This window comes from Rhizobium sp. CB2179 (genome assembly GCF_057653455.1).
Map to the genome: position 1 here is coordinate 276829 of NZ_JBYGKR010000002.1, position 21689 is coordinate 298517.

A 21689-nucleotide genomic window follows, 5' to 3' on the forward strand; every position below is an offset into this window, starting at 1 on the left:
GCCCAGCCTGCGTTTAATACGAAGCTGGCAGGACATAATCGAGTGGTGACGGCAGATCGATGACGAACCTGATATCCGCGGCATTCGCCGCCACGACCAACTGATAGGCGCCCGGTTCGGCGCGAAAGGCACCGGCCTCGACGTCGTAATAAGCGAGGTCGCGCGGCATGATCTTCATTTCGGCTGTCCCTGTCTCACCGGGCAGGAGCGACAGCTTTGCGAAGGCGCGCAATTCCTTGTCCGGCCGCTCCACCTTGGACTTTGGCGAACGCACATAGAGCTGGACCAGTTCCGACCCGGCCCGGTCGCCGATATTGGTCAGATCGACGCTGACAGTCACGCCTTCGGCACCCATGTCGCCGGCCGAGAGCCGCGGCTCGCCCCAGCGGAAGCGCGTATAGCCAAGGCCGAAACCGAAGGGGAAGAGCGGCTCGACAGCGCGTGTATCGTGGTGACGGTAGCCGACGAAGACGCCTTCGTCGTAACGCACATGCCCATCCTTACCCGGATAGACGGCTGGATCGCCCGTCATGGCGGAATTGTCGGCAAGCGCCTTCGGGAATGTCTGCGGCAGGCGTCCGCCGGGCTCGACTTCGCCGAAGAGGACATCGGCGACGGCGTTGCCCAGCTCCTGCCCGGGATACCAGATCTGCAGCACGGCGCGCACCTTGCCGAGCCAGGGCATTTCCACGGGGCCGCCGGTCTGCAGCACGACCACGGTGTTGGCGTTGACGGCCGCAACCCGCTCGATCAGCTCTTCCTGCCGGCCCGGAAGCCGCATGTCGAGCAGGTCCAAGCCCTCGGTATCCCATTCGCCGTCGCGGCCGACGAAGAGAAGCGCCACATCGGCATTTAGCGCCGTCTCGACGGCTTCCTGCATATCGGCCTCACCCAAGGGCTTTTCGACGCCGAAGCGAATGGCCGTGAGGTTGATCCCCTCCCCGGTCGCCACCGGCGTGTCATATTCGACGGTGACGGTATGGGCCTTGCCCGCATCGAGCGCCACCGTGCCGCGCTGTTCGTCATTGGCCGTGCCGAAATAGTTCTCGCCGCGCGTCCAGCCGTCATGGCCGTCGACCGTGAGCCTGCCATCGACGAAGAGCCGCGCCAGTCCGGCATTGGTCATGCCGAAGACATGATCGCCGCTCTCTTCCGGTACGAATTGCATCGTCATCCGCGCCGAGAAATCGGCGGGGTCGAGTTCCCCTGACGGCAGCTCGAACCAGAAGAACTCGCCCTTGTCGACGGTCTCGACATGAACAGGATTGCCCCGGCAACCACGCCCCTTGAAATATTCGACGGTGATCTTTCCCTTGGCCACCTCGATCAGACGGTTGTGGCGGCAGCCGACGGCGTGGCTGACGCTGTTGGCATTGGAAAGGGCCGCTCGAATCCCTTCGAGCGGGCTGACCGTATAATGCGCCGCGATCTGCGCGCTGCCGCCGCCCATCACACGGGCGCTTGCGGCGTTGGGTCCGATAACGGCGATCCGGTCGAGCGACGTCTTGGCAAGCGGCAGGATGCCATCGTTCTTCAAAAGGACTGCGCCTTCCGCGCCGAGACGCCGGATCAGCACCCGGTCTTCCGGCAGGTCGACTGCCTGCTCCGTGAGATCGGGCGTCTTCTCGAACGCGCCGACCCGCTCGAGCAGAAGCAGGATCCGTCGCGCCGCCGCCCGCACGGTCGCCGCTTCAACCCTGGCTTCGCGCACGGCGGCAACCAGCTTCTCGCCACGATCGCGCGCCGGACCGGGCATTTCGAGATCAAGACCGGCATTGATCGTCTCGGCCGTCGAATGCGAACCGAACCAGTCGGACATGACGATCCCGTCGAATCCCCATTCCTCCCGCAGCACCTTGGTCAGCAGCCACGCATGCTCGCTGGTATAGGTGCCGTTGAGGCGGTTATAGGAAGACATGACGGCCATTACGCCGGCGCGCCTGACAGCCTGTTCGAAGGGCGGAAAGTAGATTTCGCGCATCGTCCGCTCGTCGATATTGGAAGACATGGTCTGCCGCTCGATCTCGGATTCGTTGCCGGCGAAGTGCTTGATCGTCGCCGCGATCCCCTGGCTCTGCACGCCCTTGATATAGGCAACGGCCAGTTCCGCGGTCAGCATCGGATCCTCGGAATAACATTCGAAATTTCGCCCGTTCAGGCCGGAACGATGGATATTCACCGTGGGTGCGAGCAACACGGCGGCACCCTTGCTCTTCGCCTGGTGGGCAAGCGCCACGCCCATGCGCTCGACGAGATCGGGATTCCAGGTGGCGCCGAGCGCGATGGCGACAGGAAAGCAGGTCGCCTTGACGCCGCCGACCAGCGAGCCCGCGCCGCGAGCCCCATTCGGCCCGTCCGTCACCTTGATCTTCGGCACATCAAGGCGCTCGACGGGAACAGTCGTCCAGAAATCGGCGCCAGACAGCAGCGAAACCTGCTCCTCGAGCGTCATCTTGTCGAGAATGGAATCGATCATGCAAACCTCCCCTTCAATGGAATTCGGGCATTGCGACGTGCTGACTAAGCATGCCCGGTGCCAATTCATCCGGCGGCGACGCCGACTTCTCCACGCACCAGGCAGTTATTAAACCTACCGATTACTCGGTATTTTTAAGATGTCAACTGCCGAGCCGTAATGTATGGATGGAGGGCGGGGAAAAGAGGCAGACGGAAAAGACGATGGCAGAGGTTTCCGAATCGAAGGCCGGACAGGACGAAAAGCGACGGCGCCGATCCCGCAAGGGCGAAGCGCGCCGCGCGGAGATCTTGTCGGCTGCGATGCGACGCTTTGCCGAAGACGGCTACCAGAATGCCGCCATCGGCGATGTCGCCCGCGACGTCGGCCTGTCGCTGCCCGGCCTGCTGCACCATTTTCCGACCAAGGTTGATCTCCTGCTTGCCATTCTGGACAAGCGCGATCTCGAAAGCGAAAGCTTCATCGGCCCCTATCGCTCCGATCTCCGCGGCCTGCTCAAGGGCATGGTCGGGGTCTTCCGCCGCAACGCCGAAATGATCGAGGTCATCAGGACCTTCGCCATCCTGAATGCCGAGAGCCTGATGAAGGATCACCCGGCCAAGGCATGGTTTCTCAATCGCGTCACGGAGCTACAGGACGACATCGCTGCGACCTTCGAACGGGCCGTCGCCGATGGCTCGATAGACGGCAAGATCGATGGCAGGGCAATGGCGGCCGAGCTGATCGCGGTGATGGACGGCCTTCAGATGCTCTGGCTGCGCGATCCCACACGCTTCGATATGGTCGGCGGACTGGAAGCCTATATCAGCCGCCTGTTGGCGAGCCTTGGGTTAGAGGACTGAGCCTTGGCTTACTGCATTCCATCAAAGCGTGCCAACCAGACCATAATGCGGCTTACAGCTTCGTAATACCTCTGCCCGACAAGCAGACCCGTATGTGTGGTACCCTGGAGACCTAGATACTCGCTACCGATGTGGCGTGCTGTCGCCAGGCCTCGATGATCATCGGATTCGTCGTTGACGGCGCAAATGACGAGGCTGGGACAGGTGATCTTCTCACCTTCGATGGAAATTCCCTCCGCCCCGAAATGAAAGGAGAATGCGCTGAATGCCTTTGCAGATTCCATGGACAGGTACTTCCGCTGGAATTCAATATCCTCGAATGTTTCATCGGTACTGATTTGCTCGTCACGCACGGGAGCAGGCACGACGAGGCCGGGCATTCGCAACGCGAGATCGCGATAGGGCGCCTCCGCATGCACTTGCCTGCAAATGCTGGTATCGATCAGCACCAGCCCGGCTATCTTCACGCCTTCCGCCAGTTTCTGGCTCAGGATTCCTCCCATGCTGAAAGCGATCACGATGGGAGGAGTTCCACATTCTTCGACGATTTCGGAGATCACCAGCCGGATGTCTTCCAGGTAATCTTCAAACAGGATTTTTGTGAAATCCATCGACCTGCTTTTGTAGTGGCCTCGCAGGTTGACGCAATAAGAATTCCATCCAGCCGATGTGAAATGAGAAATGTATTTGCTCCACATCCAGCTCCCGGTAAAGGCGCCGTGAACAAAGAGCAACGGCGGCCGAGCGGACTGCCCTGGATCGCTGTGCCCATGAAATATTTCCAGAAATAGGTCATTCTCTCCGACGTATTTTTCCGTGTGCTCGGGTCGTTCTTTTGCATAGTCCCGCATACCGCTCACTCCTTTGATATTGGCTGGCCGCGCATCGAGACAAAGGATATTTCCTACGCAATATTGCTCAATGGCGGCTCATGGATGTACATAAAGGACAAAATATCTTCAATCGGGTGTTGATGTGGACAGTCTCGCAAGCGTTATCGCCTTCGTCCACGCCGTCGAACAGCAGAGCTATGTCGCAGCCGCCAGGGTTGGCGGAGTTTCGCCTTCCGCGATCGGAAAGGCTGTGGCGCGGCTCGAAAGCCGGCTGGGCGTGCGGCTCTTCAACCGGACGACGCGCAGTATCAGCCTGACCGAGGAAGGAGCGGTCCTCTACGAGCGCTACAAACGCATCATCGATGACATGGACGACGCAGAGGCCACAATCTCACGAAGCCGGGAGCGCCCAAGGGGGCGCCTTCGCGTCAGCGTACCGCATATTGTCGGGCATCACCTTCTCATGCCGATCCTGCCCGTTTTTGCCGAGCAGTTTCCGGAGATCGAACTGGACATCGATTTCGAAGACAAGGTCATCGACCTGGTCGCAGAGGGCCTGGATGTTGTCGTGCGGAGCGGTGAGCTTGCCGATGCACGATTGATTGCCCGCCATCTCGGCGATCAGCATTTCGTCGTTTGTGGAAGTCCCGATTATCTCAAGCGCCATGGGCGACCGGAGACCCCGGATGACCTCTCCCAGCATGCTTGCATTCACTTCAAATACCCATCCAGCGGTCGTGTCGCGCCGTGGGCATTCCGCCGGCCATGTGAGCGGTTGCCTTTGCCGAGAGGCCTTACATTGAACAACACGGATGCAGGTCTGCGGGCAGCACGGGACGGTTTGGGCCTCGCGCATCTGCCTGTCTACGTCGCAGAGCCCCATATGCGAACCGGGAGTTTGGTCCCCGTCCTGACCTCCTTCATGGTGCCGTACGGCTCGCTCTCGCTCGTCTGGCCCTCCAATCGTCAGCTTTCACCAAAAGTCCGGGCTTTCGTGGACTTTGTAGTTGCGAACTTTGCCGCCCGACCCGACGCTTTTCGACCGGCGTCAGGTTTGTAGCGATGATCGAAATCGGCCGAACGCCGAGGCACGACAGCGCCGCACGTCTTTTCTCACCGATTGGATATCATTCCCCTATCTATGACCGTGAGGTGCAAGGCATTGAGTATGGGGCCGAGCGCGGACAAGCGGATGAGATCCCATGCGGGGCTGTCGGCCTCAATGCTGGCCGTAGCGCGATCATAGACGGCAACGCACTGCTTGTTGGTGATCCGGGACATGTAGAGAATGCCGTCGACATTGGTGCGATCGTAGATTTCCTGACTGAGCCGGCGTCCGCTGGCCTGTGCCCTGGCTCGAACGGCATCTGTCGAGACCCCGAGCAGGTTTGCGCCTTCGTAGCGCAGGTCGAGCAGGAAAAGCGGCTTGGGGTTTCGAATAACGGCGATCGAATAGCGGTCGAACTCTTCCCGCAGTATCAATCGCTCGGCCTTGCCTTGAAACCGGTCACGAACGATCGTCTCCGCGATCGCCGTCGCGGGATCCTGAGCGAGATAGAGCAACCGGAACTTATCCCTCGGGCTCGAAAACCGCGTCTTGCCGAAGCCCATACCGAGAGGCGTCGCGGCGTGAGCGCGCGAGATGATTCTGACATAGTCGGTGACGTCGGCGCGAACGGCGAGGCGCTGCAGGACGGCCTTGTCGAGCGTCATTGCGCGGCGAAATAGGTCTGGGCCGCATCGACGACCTCATCCGCATGATCCTGTTTCAAGAGGTTTATGGGCCGGCGCCCGCCCAGCATGGGATTCGGCTGGCTGAGCCACAGCCATGCCACCCGCTGATTGGAAACGAGAGCGGCAATCGTTCCTATGCCCTTCGCTGGACGCCCGTCGATGAATTGTTCGATCGGATAGACGTGCTTCCTCGTTCCTTTCAGCAGCGCGATAACCTCGCCGGCATGCTGCCAGCGATTGAGGGTGGAGCGCGCAATTCCGAATTCGCGCTGGAGTTCGTTTGCGCCGGCAACCGGCCCCGCCCAATCCTCGAGCTTGCGGGCAACCGCAAGCTCGCCCAGCAGTCGCTCGCCTTCCTCCGCCGTGGCGATCTTCCCAAGCCCTTCGCCCCTGGAGGGTTCCACGGCCTTCGGAATTTCAAGCGCGATCTTGCCGCCATCAGGTGCATCGCTGAAGGTCTCCACCAGACCACGAATGCGGCGGGCAAGTTCGCCCTGTCGCTTGCTGAGTTCGCGTCGTACGCTAACGGGAAGATCGACAATGGCCGCCGCCGCCGCTCCCGCAATTCTGGCGGACAGGGCAACCGAGCCGGACTCGAATGTAGCGTCGGCTTTCAGCACATCGGCGACTTTGGCGGCAACACGATCGGCGACCTGCGCCTGACGAGCACGATCCAGCTGCACATGGGAACCAGCCATTAAACTATCTCCGTTCTTACAGGAGCTGATATAGTCTCAAATGACCCATTTGTCCAGATTGTCCCACCAAGCGGGTTTTGCTCTATGGTGAGTCCCGCAACGCCTCCCGGCATCGAAGCGGTGAGGCGGGATCTCCCGGGAAAGGAACATCAGCCATTCTGCAGCTTCCAGGTCCTGACTTCGAACGGCATGATGTCGGCAGGTCCCTTCCGCTCCATCGGCTCTTCGAGAATGTTCAGCGGCTGCGATGCTGCCCATCCGGAAGGTAGCCCGAGGGCGAGCCTGCCGCGCCGGCCGGCTGGCTCATAGAGGCGCAGGATGAGGCCGTCGCCCTCTTCCGCCGGCTTCAGGCCTGAGAACGCGACGGGGATGCCGGTGATCGCAAGAGGCGCGAAAGTGCCGGCGGAGAGGCCGCTGGCCTCAGCCGAGACGAGCGGTTGGTTGAGATCGATCGCCTCGTCGAGGACGCCGCCTTCATGCCAGGCGCCTTCATGCGGCATCAGCGCATAGGTGAAGCTCTGCTCACCTTCGTCGGCCAGCGGATCCGGATAGATCGGCCCGCGCACAAGGCTCATGCCGATCACGTTGCCGCGGGCGCTATGGCCGTATTTGGCATTGTTGATCAGCGCGACCCCGAAGTCCGGCTCGCTGATATCGACGAAGCGGTGCGCGACGGCCTCGAACATCGCCTGCTCCCAGGACGTATTCGTGTGCGTTGCTCGCTCGACAATGCCGAAGGCGCATTCGAAGGTCGCCTTGCGGGCCTGCGCGGCAACCGGGTTCAGGGTTCGCAGCAGGGTGCGGCGGTCATGCCAGTCGATCGTCGTTTCGATGTCGAGCCGCCTGGCGTTGGCCGTCAGCACATAGGTCTGCGTGACGCTCGAATTCCGGTAGCGGTAAACGACGCGGATCGCCGCGCGGTGCGGCCCGTCTTCCACGAGGGTGACACTGTCAGGCGCCTCGAGGCGGACGGCCTTTTCGGCATAATCCGCATCGATGTCCCAGGCGTCCCAGTTGCGCGGCTTGTCGGCCGGATAGACCCAGAGCTGATTTGCCGAGCCGTCGACCGCTTCCCGGCCCGTGGCCTTGTGAATGAGACTCGAAACCGCCCCGTCCTTGCCGATGCCAACGACGAGGTAGTCGTTTTCGAGACGGTCGGGGCCTGCCTTCAGCCCACCCGCCGGTTTGAGCGAGCCCTTGTCAAAGACCGCGACGGACAAGGGGGCGACGAGATCGGCGGCCGCGACGACCGTGCCGTCGGAGAGCGTTGCGCTGAGCGGTCTGGCCGCAAGAGACGGATTGACGACGACGAGGGCATCGCCAACCCCGCCTTTCGGCAGCTTGGCCGACAGCGCTTGCAAGGCATTTGCCTGTTCGGTTCCAGCACGTTCGATGACGCCGCCCAGTTCCTGCTCGGCATCCTGATAAACTTCACGGATGCTCGAGCCCGGCAGAATGTCGTGAAATTCGTTCTTCAGCACCACGCGCCAATCCGCTTCGAGGCTTTTCGGCCTGTCTGCTCCGAGCATATGCGCCAGCGAAGAGATGGTTTCGGCGGTGATCAGCGCCCGTTCGGCCTGGCGATGCTTGCGCTTGACGCCGCTTTGCGATGTCAGCGTGGCGCGGTGCAGTTCGAGATAGATTTCGCCATCCCATACCGGAAGGTTCTTTTCGCCTGCGGTGCGGTGCGCCTGTTCGTAATAGCTTTTGACGGTGCCCCAGCGTGCCTGCGGGATAGCCGGGAAATCGCGTAGCTGCACCTCGCGCTCGACCATCTCGGGCGTGACGCCGCCGCCGCCGTCGCCATAACCGACGGCCAGAAGCGAGGTATCGTGCTGTGTCTTGCCGCGGAAATTCTTCCATGTCGGCACGTAGCAATCGGCTTGCACGAAGCCGTTATAACCCTGCATGGGATTGTCGAACGTATGGGTCAGCACCTGGCTGCCGTCGAGACCCTTCCACCAGAAGAGATCGGATGGAATATGGTTGGTCTCGCTCCAATTGACCTTGATCGTGAAGAAGCTGTCGATGCCGCCCTGCCTCAAGATTTGCGGCAGCGCGCCTGAAAAGCCGAAGCAATCTGGCAGCCAGCAGACCGTATGGCGCGTGCCGAAGGTCTTTTCGAAATAACGCTGGCCATAGAGAACCTGACGGGCGAGGCTTTCGCCGGTCGGCATGTTCGTGTCGGGCTCGACCCACATGCCGCCGACGGTTTCCCACTTTCCTTCCGCGACCTTCTGCTTGATGCGATCGAGGAGCTCCGGGTCTTCCTCTTCCATCTGCGCGTAATAATGGGCGGTCGATTGATTGAAGCGGAAATCGTCGGAGCGCTCCATCAGCGACAGCGCCGTATTGAAGGTGCGCCGCATTTTCCGCCGCGTCTCGCGATAAGGCCAAAGCCAGGCGAGATCGATATGCGCATGGCCCGTCAGCAACAGTTCTCCATTCGGCGGGAAACGCTTCTGCAACTCCTTCAACCGCGCCGTCAGAGCCTCGAAGGCCGTGGCTGCCGAGCCGCTCTGCTCGTCCGTGAGGCCTGCCGGATTAACCTCAAGCTCCGGCAGTTCCCAGATCTTCTGCTGCATGACGGCGCCGGATGTGCGGGATATATAGGCCGCCGTATCCGACGGCCAGTCGAGGCTGCGCAACGCATGCTCGGCGGCATCCATCAGATGCGGCACGACTTCATGCTCGCCGAGCACCTCGATTGCCTCGGCAACCTGCTTCAGCAGAAGATGCATGCGATGAGCGGGACCATCGAGCCAGATAAATCGGGCCTTGTTGAGCCGTGGAGCGCGATTGGGCTCGCCGAATGGAAACCGGGCGACGGTTTCGGTTGCGATCGAAAAGCGACGGCCCTTTACCGGGAATTCCTGATGATAAGGATCGAGACCGAATGTTTCAGTCTCGCCGTCGGGGTAGCTCAGCGTAATCAGGCTCTCGCCACCAAGATCGAGTTGCAGGCGAATATCCTCGAGAGGCCACGCCTCCGGCGCTTCAGCGATCACGGCAAAATGCACCACCCCCTGGCGGTGCGGCCAATCCTGGTGATGTTCGATCGGCTCGCCTTCGAAAGTCCAGCCGTCGATCGCAGCACTTTGTCGATCCCGCCAATGAGCCAATTCGGCAATGCGAACTTTAAGACGATCGAGGCGCTGGGCAATGGTCAGAGGCATGGCTTATCCTGTTGAAAATCGACGGCTGACAATCTTATCGTCATGCTTTTGGGGTCGTGGTCATGGTTATGGGGGAGATGAAGATGGCGCGACCGACATCGCGATTGCCCGGCCCCTCCTCCAAGCAGGCTTGCAGAGTCTTAGATTAAGTAACTTTGATTTGGCGTCAAGCCCGGAAGAAGCAAACCGCACCCGGTTTACGGTTGTCACCGTCACGCCATGTCTTTGCAAAAGCTTGCTTGCTCGACCAGACGCTCTCGTGCATGAGGCCAGATTACAGGGAGGACACCGAAAGTCGCTCCACCAAATTGCAGGACATAACTCGACTGCTCGGGCAAGCTTCGCTTCCCGCCACCACGCTATTCAACAATTCCGCCCCTTGCAGACCGAGATCATAGTATGGCAAAGCGGCAGTGGTCAGCTCCGGCCTCAGCGCCAGGGAAACCGTCCGGAAATCGTCAAAGCCGACAATACTGACGTCCTCGGGAATCCGAAGACCCAATGCCATGGCCGCGATGTAGATTTGGATCGCCATTTCGTCGTTGCCGCTCATGATTGCGGTCGGTCGATCCCTTTGTTGAAGCATCTCGGTGGCGGCAGCAAAAACGTAATTCTTCTCTGCTCCTACCGGTCCTTCCATGCCTAGACGGATACTTAGGTCACTCTCCGAAAGGCCAAAGTCTCCGGTGGTCTTGCGGAAAGCATCGAGGCGCAGTTCCGCCCCCAATAAAATGGGATTGAGCCGGATATAGCCGATCTTTCGATGACCCCGCTCAAGCAGATAGCGGGTAAGATCTCGCGCACCCTGATAGTCATCGGGTTCGATCGACGGCAACAGCTCGCTCGTTTTTGGTCGGCAGTTGATCATGACTGTGGGGATGCCGACGTCGCCGATTTCGGGGTCAACGATGCGGTGGTACATCGTTACGTAGAGAACACCGTCAATGCGGTGCGATTGGAACATTTTCCAAATTTTAGTTTCCTGTTCGGACGCACCGCCGGTGTTTGCCATCAGAATGGTCTTGCCGTTGGCATTGGCCCAATCCTGGATCCCGCGAACGATATCCACGGAATAAGGCGTCGTCGACACGTAGTCAGCGATGATACCAAATGTGTTGGAGCGACTTGAGCGTATTTGGCGCGCGGCCATATTGGGCACATATCCGAGGTCTCGAATTGCCCTTTCGACCCTCTCCCTAGTTTCCTCGGTCACATATGGTTCGCCGTTAATGACGCGAGACACAGTTTTGTTGGAAACTCCCGCCACTTTCGCGACGCTGATTATGCTGACCATGTACGCCAATCTCCTTGCCGGATTCGTTTTAAACCAGACGCATGACAACGTCGACATATTTTTATGACAACGTCGTCATTCTGTATTGACAACGTCGTCATACGAAGACTACTTTCGCAGCAAGAAGGAGGGCTCAGTGCAAGTGCAGCGGGCCATATGGGAGGAATCGATGAAGAATTTGCTTGGTGCCAGCGCACTTGCGCTTGTTTTCATAACCGCCACTGCCAATGCCGAAACCATCAACATTCTGGTGGAGGGCGGCGGCGAAATGTTGCAGAAGGCGGTCGCCGAGAAGTTTACTGCCGAAACAGGCATCAAAGTGAACTTCACGACCGTTCCCTATCAGGGTGTCTTTGACAAGTTCTCAGCCGAAATCGCCTCAGGCTCTTCCGCGTTCGATGTCGTGACGATCGACGTCGTGTGGAATGCGAAGTTTGCAAGCCACGTCGAGGATCTCTCGGCTCTTTTCACCGATGCGGTTCGCGCGGATCTGCCGCCTGTCTTGCTTGCCGACGCGAAGGTTGGTGACAAACTGATCGGCATGCCTGCCTGGGCCAATGCCGAGATCGTGTTCTATCGCAAGGACCTGTTTGATAAGGCTGAGGAAAAGGAGGCTTTTCAGGCCAAGTATGGCTATCCTCTCGCGCCGCCCAAAACCTGGCAGCAGTGGCGCGACATTGCGAAATTCTTCACGCGTGACACTGACGGCGATGGAAAGACCGACTTCTGGGGCACCGACACCATCGGCACGTTTTCAGAGGAATGGATGGCGCATGTGCTGCAAGCGGGTTCGCCAGGGGTGATCCTCGATAAGGACGGGCAGGTCATCATCGACAACGAGGCGCACAAAAAGGCACTGGAATTCTACATCGCGCCACACTGCATTGATCATTCCGTTCCTGAAAACGTGAACGAAATCGGCTGGGGCGAGGCGCAGAACCTGTTCTATCAGGGCAAAACAGCGATGATGAAGTTCTGGGCGCACGCCTACAAGATGACGCCTCCGGATTCAAAGGTCAGCGGCAAGGTCGGCGTGGTGCCGATGCTGGCCGGCGACGCCGGGATCGCAGCTGTTCCTGGCCCTTGGTACAACGTCGTTCCCTCGACATCCGAGCACAAGGATGCAGCGAAAAAATTCATCTCGTTTGCCATCGCCAATAATGCCCTGGGTATCGAAGCTCCGCTCGGCCTTGCCGCGACGAATTCCGCCTATCGCAGCTATTCAGGCAAGGCCGGCTATGAGCACTTCCCCCCACTTCTTGAGACGCTGAGCGCGCCTGCCACCCAGGGCCGGCCGATCAATGAAAAATATCAGGAAATCGTCGATGAAGCTGTGCTGCCGGCTATCCAGCAGGCACTCACCTGCAAGGCAGATATCGGGGAGGTCCTGACGGAAGCCAAGGAAACGATCGAGGACATTCTCAACTAGCCTCGTACATTCCTCCACATCGTGGGGCAAAATATGCCCCACCCTTAGCTTTCGGAGACGGACATGTCGGGTGAAGACCGATTTGTACTTTGCATGCTCGCGCCTGCAGTCGCCATTCTCGGCGTGCTGGTCGCTTACCCGGTGGGGCTCCTGGTCTTCGATTCCTTTTTCAAGGTCGATACGATCACGCCTCATATCCGCGAATGGGTCGGGTTGCAGAACTATGTTGATGCCTTGACGTCGAAACGTGTCATGGAAAGCGCTCTGCGGACCGTTCAGTATTCGCTTTTCGCGCTGTTCTTCGAGTTCACGTTCGGCTTCTGTGCGGCGCTGATTTTTTCGGCGCTTGCCGGTCAATCGCGGTGGCATCGCACGATCTTCGCTCTGCCGCTGATGGTTCCGCCCATCGTCGCGGGTCTACTTTGGCGATTTCTGCTCGTCGGCAATATCGGCATCCTGAACTACGGGCTCGTCCGTTTGGGTCTGATAAGCGAACCAGACGCGATCGCATGGTTGTCCAGCGAAGATATCGTCATCTATTCTGTTTCCTTTGCCGACATCTGGCTGACGACTTCCTTTGTCGCCCTTGTGTCCTATGCCGGGCTGACGAACATCCCAAAAGACCTGCTGGAGGCAGCGCGGATCGACGGGGCGAATGCGCTCAAGCGCTTTTGGCATGTCACCCTTCCCCTCATGCGGCCGGTGATCGCCGTCGTGGTGATCGTGCGGGGCGTGGATGCTGCAAAGACATTCGACCTGATCTGGATACAGACGCAGGGTGGTCCCAGTCACGCTTCTGAAGTGTTCTCGATGAACATCTACCAGCGCATGGTTCGGTTCGGCGATCTCGGCGAGGCTTCCGCGTCAGGAACATTGTTCCTCATCGTCATGATGCTTTTGGCGGCAGTCGCCTATTGGAAGATATGGAGGCCGGTCCATGCGTAGAGCTCCCCGCCCCAATCTCAGCGGAATCCTGATCAACGCGGCAGCCCTCGTGTTGGTGCTATCCTACGCGCTGCCTTACATCTATCTCCTGATGACCTCCATCAAGCCCGCGGCTGATGTCCAACAGATCCCGCCAAGCTTCTTTCCGGCCGTTGTGTCGTTCGAGAACTTCCGCGAAGTGCTGCGATCCTCCACTTTGCCGAGAGCCTTCGTCAATTCCCTCACCGTCGCGGTGCTGACGACGGCTCTCTCGCTTTCGGTGGCCGTGCCTGCCGCTTACGTTGCCACGCAGTACCGGCGCCGGATCACCACCATTTTCCTGCTCTTCGCCCTGGTGACACGCATGGTGCCGTCGGTGGCGCTCGGAGTGCCGCTGTTCCAGCTTTTGAAGTCTCTGGGTCTGCTCGATACCATTCCAGGCCTGGTGCTCGCTCACACGTCGGCTGCGGTACCACTGGCACTGCTGCTCATGTCCGCGTTCTTCGAGGGCATACCGAAGGAGCTCGAAGAAGCGGCGCGCATGGATGGCTGCACGCGATTCCAGGCATTTCGAAAGATCGTGCTTCCGGTCATGACAGGGGGGATAGCGGTCACCGCGCTCTTTACCTTCATTACAAGCTGGAACGAGTTCCTCTACGCGCTGCTGTTGACATCGGAGGCGACCAAAACGGCGCCGATCGTCATCGCCGAATACAATTCGGTCTACGGGCTTGCCTGGGGGGCGATGACCGCCGCAGCCGTCCTCTACTCGCTGCCGGTCATCATCGTAACGCTCGCACTGCAAAAACAAATCGTCGGCGGCCTGACTTTCGGCGCTGTGAAGGGATGAGGGAGGCAAAGGCATGGCCGGCATAGAACTGCGCAATATCAACAAGGTCTATGGAAACAGCTTTCACGCTCTGCACGATCTGAGCTTCGACATCAGGGATGGCGAGTTCATGGTTTTCGTCGGCCCGTCCGGATGTGGGAAATCGACGGCGCTCAGGATGATCGCTGGCCTGGAGAGCATTACGAGCGGTGAACTCAAAATCGGTGACAGGTTAGTCAACGATGTCGATCCCAAGGATCGCGACATCGCCATGGTCTTTCAGTCCTATGCGCTCTACCCGCACAAGACAGTGCGGGAGAACATTGCCTTCCCCTTGCTGATGGCAGGCCTGCCGAAGACCGAGATTGCCAGCCGCGTAGACGAAGCCGCCCGCATCCTCGAACTGACGACTTTGCTCGACCGCAGGCCGGCACTCCTTTCAGGAGGCCAGCGTCAGCGTGTCGCCATGGGACGGGCGATCGTCCGCAAACCAGCGGCCTTCCTGATGGATGAACCGTTGTCGAACCTCGATGCCAAGCTGCGCGTGCAGATGCGCGCCGAGATCGCCAGTCTCCAGAGAAAACTGAATGTCACGACGATTTACGTGACCCACGACCAGGTCGAGGCGATGACGATGGGTGACCGCGTCGCTGTCATGAAAGGCGGTGTGCTGCAGCAAGTCGACACACCGCAAAACCTGTACAATCGTCCTGACAATGTCTTTGTCGCCGCCTTTATCGGATCGCCCTCGATGAATTTGTACGAGGCCGTTCTGAATGGGAGGACGCTGACCCTGGGCAGCAACAGCCTAGAAATCCCCGACCGGGTTTTCGAAGGCCGCCCCTCGCTCAAAGGTGCGTCCAACCGTCAGGTCATTGTCGGTATCCGGCCCGAGCATATGAACGACGCCGCAATCCGGCCCTCTTCGGCCGAGATCTCGGCCCCGGTTACTCTTGTCGAGGCGCTAGGTTCTGAATCCATGGTGCATCTGAATATCGACGCCACCCGGGTGGATGCCGGCGACCCGGACGCCGTCGCCGACATCGGCAACGAAAAGGCTGCTGTAGCCCGCTTTTCTCCGAAGAGCACAGTCCGCGCAGGTGACATCGCGCGCATCGCTGTCGATGCCGACGAACTCCATTTCTTTGAACCGGACAGCCGCACCAGCATCTGGTGATGGTGCGCAGGATCCTGCTCCAAACTCGAACAAGAGAGCCGATTGAACGCATAACCCCAGGCGGCTTTCGCACGACAAGCCAATCAAGAACACCGGTCTACTCTCGCTGTAGCGTAGGAAATGGCCGCGGAGACATGAACCATGGTAAGTGAAAACTTTTACGACGTAACACAATATCCCTCAGGCAACCCCTATGAGGACATTGGATCGGTCATCAATAGCATCATTGCGGATATTAAAAGCAGGCAAGCGGTTCCCGACCAGAATGACGGCGGAAAGCCTGGAGCAGTGATCTATATACCGCCAGGCGATTATCGTCTTGTCACCCAGGTCGTGATAGACCTGAGTTATCTGAAGATTGTCGGCTCGGGACATGGCTTTACGTCTTCGAGCATCCGTTTCAACACACCTGCTGACGAACTGGCACAGTGGCGCGAAGTGTGGCCGGGCGGAAGTCGCGTATGTGTGGACATGTCTCCGGACGCCGCCGACAGCGAGGCCGCCGGAGCCGCGTTCTACGTCAAGCGCACCGGCAATCCTCGCATAAGCTCTGTGGAGTTTGCCGATTTTTGCATTGATGGCCTGCACTTCATGGACGACGGTTCGGGGCAGAATGATGCGGAAAATACCTACAGGAATGGCAAAACGGGAATCTATGTGGGCAGCGCCAATGACTCATTCCGAATAACGGGGATGGGCCTTATCTATCTGGAACATGGCGTGACTGTTCATGACGCGGATGCGCTGGCAATAGACAATAATTTCATTGCAGAGTGCGGCAACTGTATCGAATTGAAAGGTATGGGCCAGGCCTCGAGGATAGCGAATAATTTTGTCGGAGCCGGATATAGGGGAAATTCCGTCTACGCTGAAAATTACGGCGGCATCCTGGTCTCTTCAAACAACGTCTTCCCCCGAGGTGCCAGCAGCGTCTATTTTTCCGGCGTCGTGCGTTCCTCGATCACAGGAAACAGATTCCATTCCTTCTATCCCGGAATGCTGGTTTTTGCTGCGAATTGCTGCGAAAACCTGGTTTCCTCAAATCACTTCCTGCGGGATCGCGAGCCGTGGGCGCCCATGCAGAAGTACGATAACGGCCTGGATGACCTGTTCGGACTTTTGCGCATTGAGGGCAGCAATAATTCGGTCATCGCCAACCACATTTCAGAAACGATCGATACTCAATATATCAAGCCTCTCGCCGCAAAGCCTGTGATCATCAATGTCGTTTCCGGCAGCGGGAACTACATCGCCAATAATCACATCGTGGCCACAACCGAAATGTCGCAAATCAACGACGCACCAAACAGCGCGTGTTTTTCAACGCAAGTGGGCGCATTGCTTTCAACGGACAATTTGAAGGCGCTCGAGGTAACGGCAGTACGGGTGCAAAGGGGTTCGGTGCGGAATACAGTTCTAGATTCAGGCCGTGTCGAACAGGTCGAGATGGACAGAACAGTGAATGCTTTCAGGGGCACTCCAGTTCCCGGGCAATCGTCGGCAGAGTTTCACTAGACCGAACATAGTTAGGCCGTCGGTCGAAAATCCAGTGACTATTCGGAGTTGTGTTCATGGCGAACCAAATGGACCGGCAAGATGGCCCGTTGATGCAGCAAAACCTGTTCCTACCCTCGGGATACCACTTGGAATTTTGGGCCGCGGGCGACGGCTTTTTTCGTATCGACATTGACGGGAAAACGGTTTGGCAGGTTCGGTCATTTGCCATCGATCCGGAGTTTTTCAAATATCACCACAGGGAAGCTTGCGAGGTCACCATTGTCACCAATGCGCCGGACGCTGTTCTGTGGGCCTATGGATATCAGCCTCAAACCGTGCACGAGACCGGTATAACAGTGTTTGAATTCTCGCAAAAAGGGATCCTTCAACGCACCGGCGCGGAAATTGAAAATTGGCTTCGGTCCGATCCGGATCGTCCTGCGCTTCATTTCTCGCCAATCCGGCATTGGATGAACGACCCCGTAGGTCTCTGCAAGATCGACGAGCTATGGCACCTTTTTTATCAATTCCATCCGAGCGGCAGTGATTGGGGACCGATGCACTGGGGACATGCGACCAGCCGCGATCTGGTCAATTGGCTTCACATGCCGGTATTTCTGCATCCAGAACAGAACCTGTGGCGTCTCGGCGCCACAGGGGGCGCATTCTCCGGCAACGCCTTTCGGGATCGAGATGGAAGTTTGATGTTCTTTTACACCGAGCGCCTGCCTGCCTATGACCTTTTCGAGGGCTATCGGGAAATTCAGAAAATAGCGCGCCCGGATCGGAGGATGATCAAGGCAGAAGGCATTGTGACGGTGTTGGAAGAGCGTCCCGATGGGGTCGAGCACGATTTCCGCGATCCAAAGGTTTGGTGGGATGACGCAGCCAACGCCTATCGCATGATACTCGGCGCATCGATCGAAGGCGATCCCGCAGTGTTGTTGTTTGGCTCCGCCGATGGCCTCGATTGGCAATATCTCAGGCCGCTCTACCGTGCACCGGCTAATTTCCGCCAGGAAGGCGCGCGTGCGGTTGAATGCCCGGATTTCTTTCGGCTGGAGGAAAAGTGGGTTCTGGTGATGGGTTTTGTTGGCCATGTCGAGCCACGAACACGGCGCCACAATCTCCTTTATGCCCTGATCGGCGAGTTTATAGACGACTGCTTCGTGGCCGACATGCCGGAAATGCAATTGCTGGATTTCGGCACCGATTATTATGCGATGCAGAGTTTCGAAGCGGGAGGGCGCCAGATCGCCTTTGCCTGGCTTTTCAATTGGGAATATCGCAGGCCCGAGGGCTCAGCCTATTCCGGAGAGATGTCCCTACCACGTGTTCTAAGTTTGAGTGAGGACGGGAAGAGGCTGCGCATGCTGCCGACGATCGAAGTCGACGATCACTTTGCCGCTGACCCTATCGTCGAGAAACAATGCGGCAAATTCTCGCTACCAATGGCACCCATTGAAATTCGCCTTTCCGGAGCCCTGGAAGGCAGCAAGGTCGTTGCAACGCAGGGCGGCGAACTTGCCTTCGAGGTCTGCGTCGCTGGAGGTATTCTCTCGATCCGGCTCGCCCAGGACGACGGCTCGATCCATTACGTGGCGGAGCTTGCCGACGGAAAGGACCTTCGTCTGTTTCATGATTGCGGAATCGTCGAGATTTTCGCCGATGGCGGAACTGTTTGTGGAACCCGTCGCGGATACGCGAATATCAACCCCGATTACCTGGAAATCTCATCGTCCGCTTCAACGCGGGTGCTGGAAAGGGATGCGAAACGCTGCTGTGCTGGCGCAAGATGAGCTATTGAATGAAACGCTTGGGCCTTCACGGAATAACGAGATCTTGATCGACAACAACAGTTATCGAAACCCCGGTCGGCCCTATTTGACCGAGTATTGCGCTGATATGGCAGATTTCAGGCAGTGCTGGGGAGGGTGGGATGCTTCAAGTCCGCAAAAAATTGCTGATAACCGCGACAGCCGTCATCGTGGTTGCGGTATCGTCGTCATCCTGCACGACGAGCTCGAATGACTCGATGCAGACCGGCTCGGTTGGATATACCGGCGCCGACTATTCGCTCAGACCTGCCTGCCGCGATGGGTTTGGCAACGATCATCCTTGCAGCTATTAACGACCGATAGAGTGAAGCTCCGATTGCCGTGTAGTTTCCGGTCTGACGCTGCATAAGGCGGCTGCCAAGCCCGGCTTTCCCATAGCCCGCGGATGAAGTACACAACCGAGGTGGTGCTCTAGGAAAGACAGTCATGCGGTATCTTCGGTCAGGGCCGCGTCGGCTTCAAACCCCGGACATGGGCGCCCCGCGCACCAAAATGGTTGGTCTGCGGTCTGGTGAAATCGCCGACCGGAATATTCGCGTCATTCTGGAGGCGATCCGCCGTCATGGCCCGCTGACCCGGATGGAGCTTGGGCGTCATAGCGGCCTGACCGGCCCTGGCATTACCAATATTCTCCGCCGATTGGCCGAGGAAAAGCTTATCACCTCCAACCGTCGCAATGGCCTTGGCGGAGGGGCCACCGCCACCGAGTTTGCCTTGCGTCCGGAAGGTGCTTTCTCGATCGGCGTCAAGCTTCGCCAAAGGCGTGGCGAGGCCGTACTCATCGATTTGAGTGGTCAGGTCCATGACCGGGTCTATATCGAGCTGGACCCCGCTGACAAAGTCGGTCTGGTGCATGCGGCCGTCAGGGATATGGTCGATCGCCACGCCGCGTTGCCGATCATCGGGCTCGGCATCGCCGCCAACGACTGGACGGAGGATCAAAGCGATCAGATCGCCGCGATGTCGACGATCGCGCGTCCCTATGTCGAGAACGAGTGTACGGCGAGCCTTCTCGCCGAGCGCACGATCGGAAGCTCCGGCAGGGAAGGCGGACTTGCGATGATCATCATCGACGACGACGTTCAGGCCGGCTTTCTCATTCGCGGTATTCCCTATTCCGGCGTGCATGGCCGGGCGGGCAGCATCGGCGAAATGTTGACCGGTCCCGACAATGTCCAGCTCAATACCGTCGTCGGTTTCGAATCCCTGCGATCACGGATCGGCGACCAGGCGTTCACTAGCCTGCTGAAGGGCGAGGAAATCTCCTCGCCGCTACTGTCGCAATGGATACGGGAAGCCGCTGGCCATCTGCTCGACCCGATCATCGCCATGGCCGGTTTCCTCGCCCCGAGCGTCGTCATGATCGGCAGCGATCTGCCGCAGGGCGTGATCGAAGCGCTGATCCATCAGCTTTCCATCGAGCGGCGCGACACCTCGACGAGACCGTTACTGACGCCCTGGATTTCTCCGATGAAACCTGCGAGCTTCAGCGGCGGCGGCGTTGCGCTCGGTGCCGCTCTCCTCCCCTTCCTCAACACTTTGCTGCTGCCGCCTGCCTCGGCTTGACGCATGTTGCCTCAGGCGAGCGCTTCATCGGCGTGGCTGAGATCGGAGGCCAGCGCTTTGTCCAGGACTTTCTGGATATTGGCCGCCCGCCGGAACGAGGGTTCCTGGGTCCTGCCCGCCCGCACTGCCTGGACGAAACGCTGGTAGTTCGTCTCGACCGGATCGAAGGGGACGTCACGCCAGGTCGCCGTGTGCACGTCCTCGCCAAGACAGGCGCGAAGCGTCGATTTTCCGGTGTCGTAGATCATCTCGATCGAGCCGGTTTCGCCATAGACCCTGAGGCGCAACTGATCCATCTGTCCGGCCGCCGTGCGCGTCGCCTGGATCGTGCCGATTGCCCCGCCAGTGAAATCGACATTCATCGTAAAACTGTCATTCGCATCGAGATCATATTCGCCGATCTTGTGTCCTGGCGTCTTGTCGAAGGTCTTCAGCCGCGCGAAGACATGAGCAACGTCAAGGCCTGAACCGTATGATGCGAAATCGACGATGTGAATTCCGATATCACCGAGCGCGCCGTTGGATCCATGCTTCTTGCTCAGCCGCCACAGCCATTTGCTTTCGCTCTTCCAGTCGCCCCAATGCCGACCGACCAGCCAGCTTTGCAGATGCGACGCCTCGACATGGCGCACTTGCCCGATTTCGCCGGCGAGCACCATCTGCCGGCCCTTCTGAAGGGCGGGCGAATTGCGATAGGTGAAATTGACCATGCCGACCTTGCCCGATCGCTCGATGGCCTCGGTCATCTCCATGGCCTTGATCGCATCGGTGGCGAGCGGTTTCTCACAGAAGACGTGCTTGCCGGCTGCGATCGCCTGTAGCGTCGTCGGGTGGTGAATGCGGTCCGGCGTGACATTTGCGACAGCGTCGAACTCGCCCCAGGCGAGAGCTTCCTCAAGGGTCGTGAAATGGTTGGCGATGCCATGTTCGGTGCAAAAGGCCGCGAGCCTTTCCGGGACGACATCGACGCCGCCCACGACGCTGACACCTTCAATCGCCTTGAAGTTGGCGGCATGCTGGTTGGCCATGCCGCCGGTACCGAGAATGAGTAGACGCATCTTATCCTCCATGGAATTAACTTCCCGCGGCAGTTCAGCCGGGCAAAACCGCACTCGCGCCATCGCAGCCATCCGCGATTGCCTCGTGCTCTTCTTCAGGAAAATTGCGGTGGATGCGCCGCGCGTGCGGCGGGACGCTCCATCACTTTCACGGCGCATATCCTTTTCCGGAAATCGATCTCGATTTTCCGGAACGGTGCGCTAGCTGCTGTTGATTGTCGCCAGCATCTCAACCTCCCAGGTCTGGCCTTACAAGCTGTGGCTTGACATCAAATCAAAGTAACTTAATCTAATTAATGCAGCACGGAAATGAGGAGA

At 58.7% G+C, this 21689-nt stretch carries 18 protein-coding genes; 11 read left to right on the forward strand and 7 right to left on the reverse strand.

What is annotated here, in order from left to right:
* Positions 1 to 13: 13 nt before the first annotated feature.
* Positions 14 to 2476 (reverse strand): beta-glucosidase, encoded by a 2463-nt coding sequence (locus AC244Q_RS25400; protein WP_128406646.1) that lies wholly within the window; start codon positions 2474 to 2476, stop codon positions 14 to 16.
* 203 nt (positions 2477 to 2679) lie between these two features.
* On the opposite strand from AC244Q_RS25400, the gene AC244Q_RS25405 reads away from it, so the two are divergent.
* Complete coding sequence (locus tag AC244Q_RS25405; protein WP_017996090.1) at positions 2680 to 3318, forward strand: TetR/AcrR family transcriptional regulator; 639 nt, start codon at positions 2680 to 2682, stop codon at positions 3316 to 3318.
* An 8-nt stretch (positions 3319 to 3326) separates the two neighbouring features.
* Here the strand turns inward: AC244Q_RS25405 and AC244Q_RS25410 are convergent, their stop codons facing one another.
* Complete coding sequence (locus AC244Q_RS25410) at positions 3327 to 4169, reverse strand: alpha/beta hydrolase (protein ID WP_012755183.1); 843 nt, start codon at positions 4167 to 4169, stop codon at positions 3327 to 3329.
* Positions 4170 to 4293: 124 nt separating this feature from the next.
* Here AC244Q_RS25410 and AC244Q_RS25415 point away from each other — a divergent pair, with 124 nt between their 5' ends.
* A complete protein-coding gene (locus AC244Q_RS25415; RefSeq protein WP_012755184.1) occupies positions 4294 to 5211 on the forward strand; it encodes a LysR family transcriptional regulator in 918 nt (305 codons plus the stop codon).
* A gap of 53 nt (positions 5212 to 5264) precedes the next feature.
* On the opposite strand, the gene AC244Q_RS25420 is transcribed toward AC244Q_RS25415, so the two are convergent.
* The 4 genes from AC244Q_RS25420 to AC244Q_RS25435 all read right to left on the reverse strand — a co-directional run bounded on the left by AC244Q_RS25420 (position 5265) and on the right by AC244Q_RS25435 (position 11053).
* Positions 5265 to 5864, reverse strand: coding sequence for an RES family NAD+ phosphorylase (locus AC244Q_RS25420; protein ID WP_012755185.1), 600 nt, complete (start codon positions 5862 to 5864; stop codon positions 5265 to 5267).
* Positions 5861 to 6583: an antitoxin Xre/MbcA/ParS-like domain-containing protein gene (locus tag AC244Q_RS25425; protein ID WP_012755186.1), complete on the reverse strand. Its 723-nt coding sequence runs from the start codon at positions 6581 to 6583 to the stop codon at positions 5861 to 5863. Before AC244Q_RS25425 ends, AC244Q_RS25420 begins: the two co-directional genes overlap by 4 nt.
* 149 nt (positions 6584 to 6732) lie before the next feature.
* Positions 6733 to 9759, reverse strand: a complete 3027-nt coding sequence (locus tag AC244Q_RS25430) for an alpha-mannosidase (protein WP_012755187.1) — start codon at positions 9757 to 9759, stop codon at positions 6733 to 6735.
* 274 nt (positions 9760 to 10033) lie between these two features.
* On the reverse strand, positions 10034 to 11053 hold the full coding sequence (locus tag AC244Q_RS25435; protein ID WP_012755188.1) for a LacI family DNA-binding transcriptional regulator: 1020 nt from the start codon (positions 11051 to 11053) through the stop codon (positions 10034 to 10036).
* A 169-nt stretch (positions 11054 to 11222) separates the two neighbouring features.
* Here AC244Q_RS25435 and AC244Q_RS25440 point away from each other — a divergent pair, with 169 nt between their 5' ends.
* The 9 genes from AC244Q_RS25440 to AC244Q_RS25480 all read left to right on the forward strand — a co-directional run bounded on the left by AC244Q_RS25440 (position 11223) and on the right by AC244Q_RS25480 (position 20313).
* Positions 11223 to 12482, forward strand: coding sequence for an ABC transporter substrate-binding protein (locus AC244Q_RS25440; protein WP_012755189.1), 1260 nt, complete (start codon positions 11223 to 11225; stop codon positions 12480 to 12482).
* A 63-nt stretch (positions 12483 to 12545) separates the two neighbouring features.
* A complete protein-coding gene (locus AC244Q_RS25445) occupies positions 12546 to 13427 on the forward strand; it encodes a carbohydrate ABC transporter permease (RefSeq protein ID WP_012755190.1) in 882 nt (293 codons plus the stop codon).
* The gene (locus AC244Q_RS25450; RefSeq protein WP_017996084.1) at positions 13420 to 14256 is read left to right on the forward strand and encodes a carbohydrate ABC transporter permease; all 837 of its coding nucleotides are present in this window, start codon (positions 13420 to 13422) and stop codon (positions 14254 to 14256) included. Before AC244Q_RS25445 ends, AC244Q_RS25450 begins: the two co-directional genes overlap by 8 nt.
* Before the next feature lie 13 nt (positions 14257 to 14269).
* A complete protein-coding gene (locus tag AC244Q_RS25455; RefSeq protein ID WP_012755192.1) occupies positions 14270 to 15412 on the forward strand; it encodes an ABC transporter ATP-binding protein in 1143 nt (380 codons plus the stop codon).
* A gap of 141 nt (positions 15413 to 15553) precedes the next feature.
* Positions 15554 to 16927: a NosD domain-containing protein gene (locus AC244Q_RS25460; RefSeq protein ID WP_012755193.1), complete on the forward strand. Its 1374-nt coding sequence runs from the start codon at positions 15554 to 15556 to the stop codon at positions 16925 to 16927.
* A gap of 92 nt (positions 16928 to 17019) precedes the next feature.
* On the forward strand, positions 17020 to 18708 hold the full coding sequence (locus AC244Q_RS25465) for a glycoside hydrolase family protein (protein WP_041935754.1): 1689 nt from the start codon (positions 17020 to 17022) through the stop codon (positions 18706 to 18708).
* A gap of 43 nt (positions 18709 to 18751) precedes the next feature.
* On the forward strand, positions 18752 to 18940 hold the full coding sequence (locus tag AC244Q_RS25470; protein ID WP_164902314.1) for a hypothetical protein: 189 nt from the start codon (positions 18752 to 18754) through the stop codon (positions 18938 to 18940).
* Entirely contained in the window at positions 18849 to 19040 is a 192-nt protein-coding gene (locus AC244Q_RS25475) for a hypothetical protein (RefSeq protein WP_012755195.1), read from the forward strand. Before AC244Q_RS25470 ends, AC244Q_RS25475 begins: the two co-directional genes overlap by 92 nt.
* Before the next feature lie 133 nt (positions 19041 to 19173).
* Positions 19174 to 20313: an ROK family transcriptional regulator gene (locus AC244Q_RS25480; protein WP_128406645.1), complete on the forward strand. Its 1140-nt coding sequence runs from the start codon at positions 19174 to 19176 to the stop codon at positions 20311 to 20313.
* A gap of 11 nt (positions 20314 to 20324) precedes the next feature.
* Here AC244Q_RS25480 and AC244Q_RS25485 read toward each other — a convergent pair whose 3' ends face one another.
* Complete coding sequence (locus AC244Q_RS25485) at positions 20325 to 21371, reverse strand: Gfo/Idh/MocA family protein (protein WP_041935755.1); 1047 nt, start codon at positions 21369 to 21371, stop codon at positions 20325 to 20327.
* Positions 21372 to 21689 lie beyond the last annotated feature (318 nt).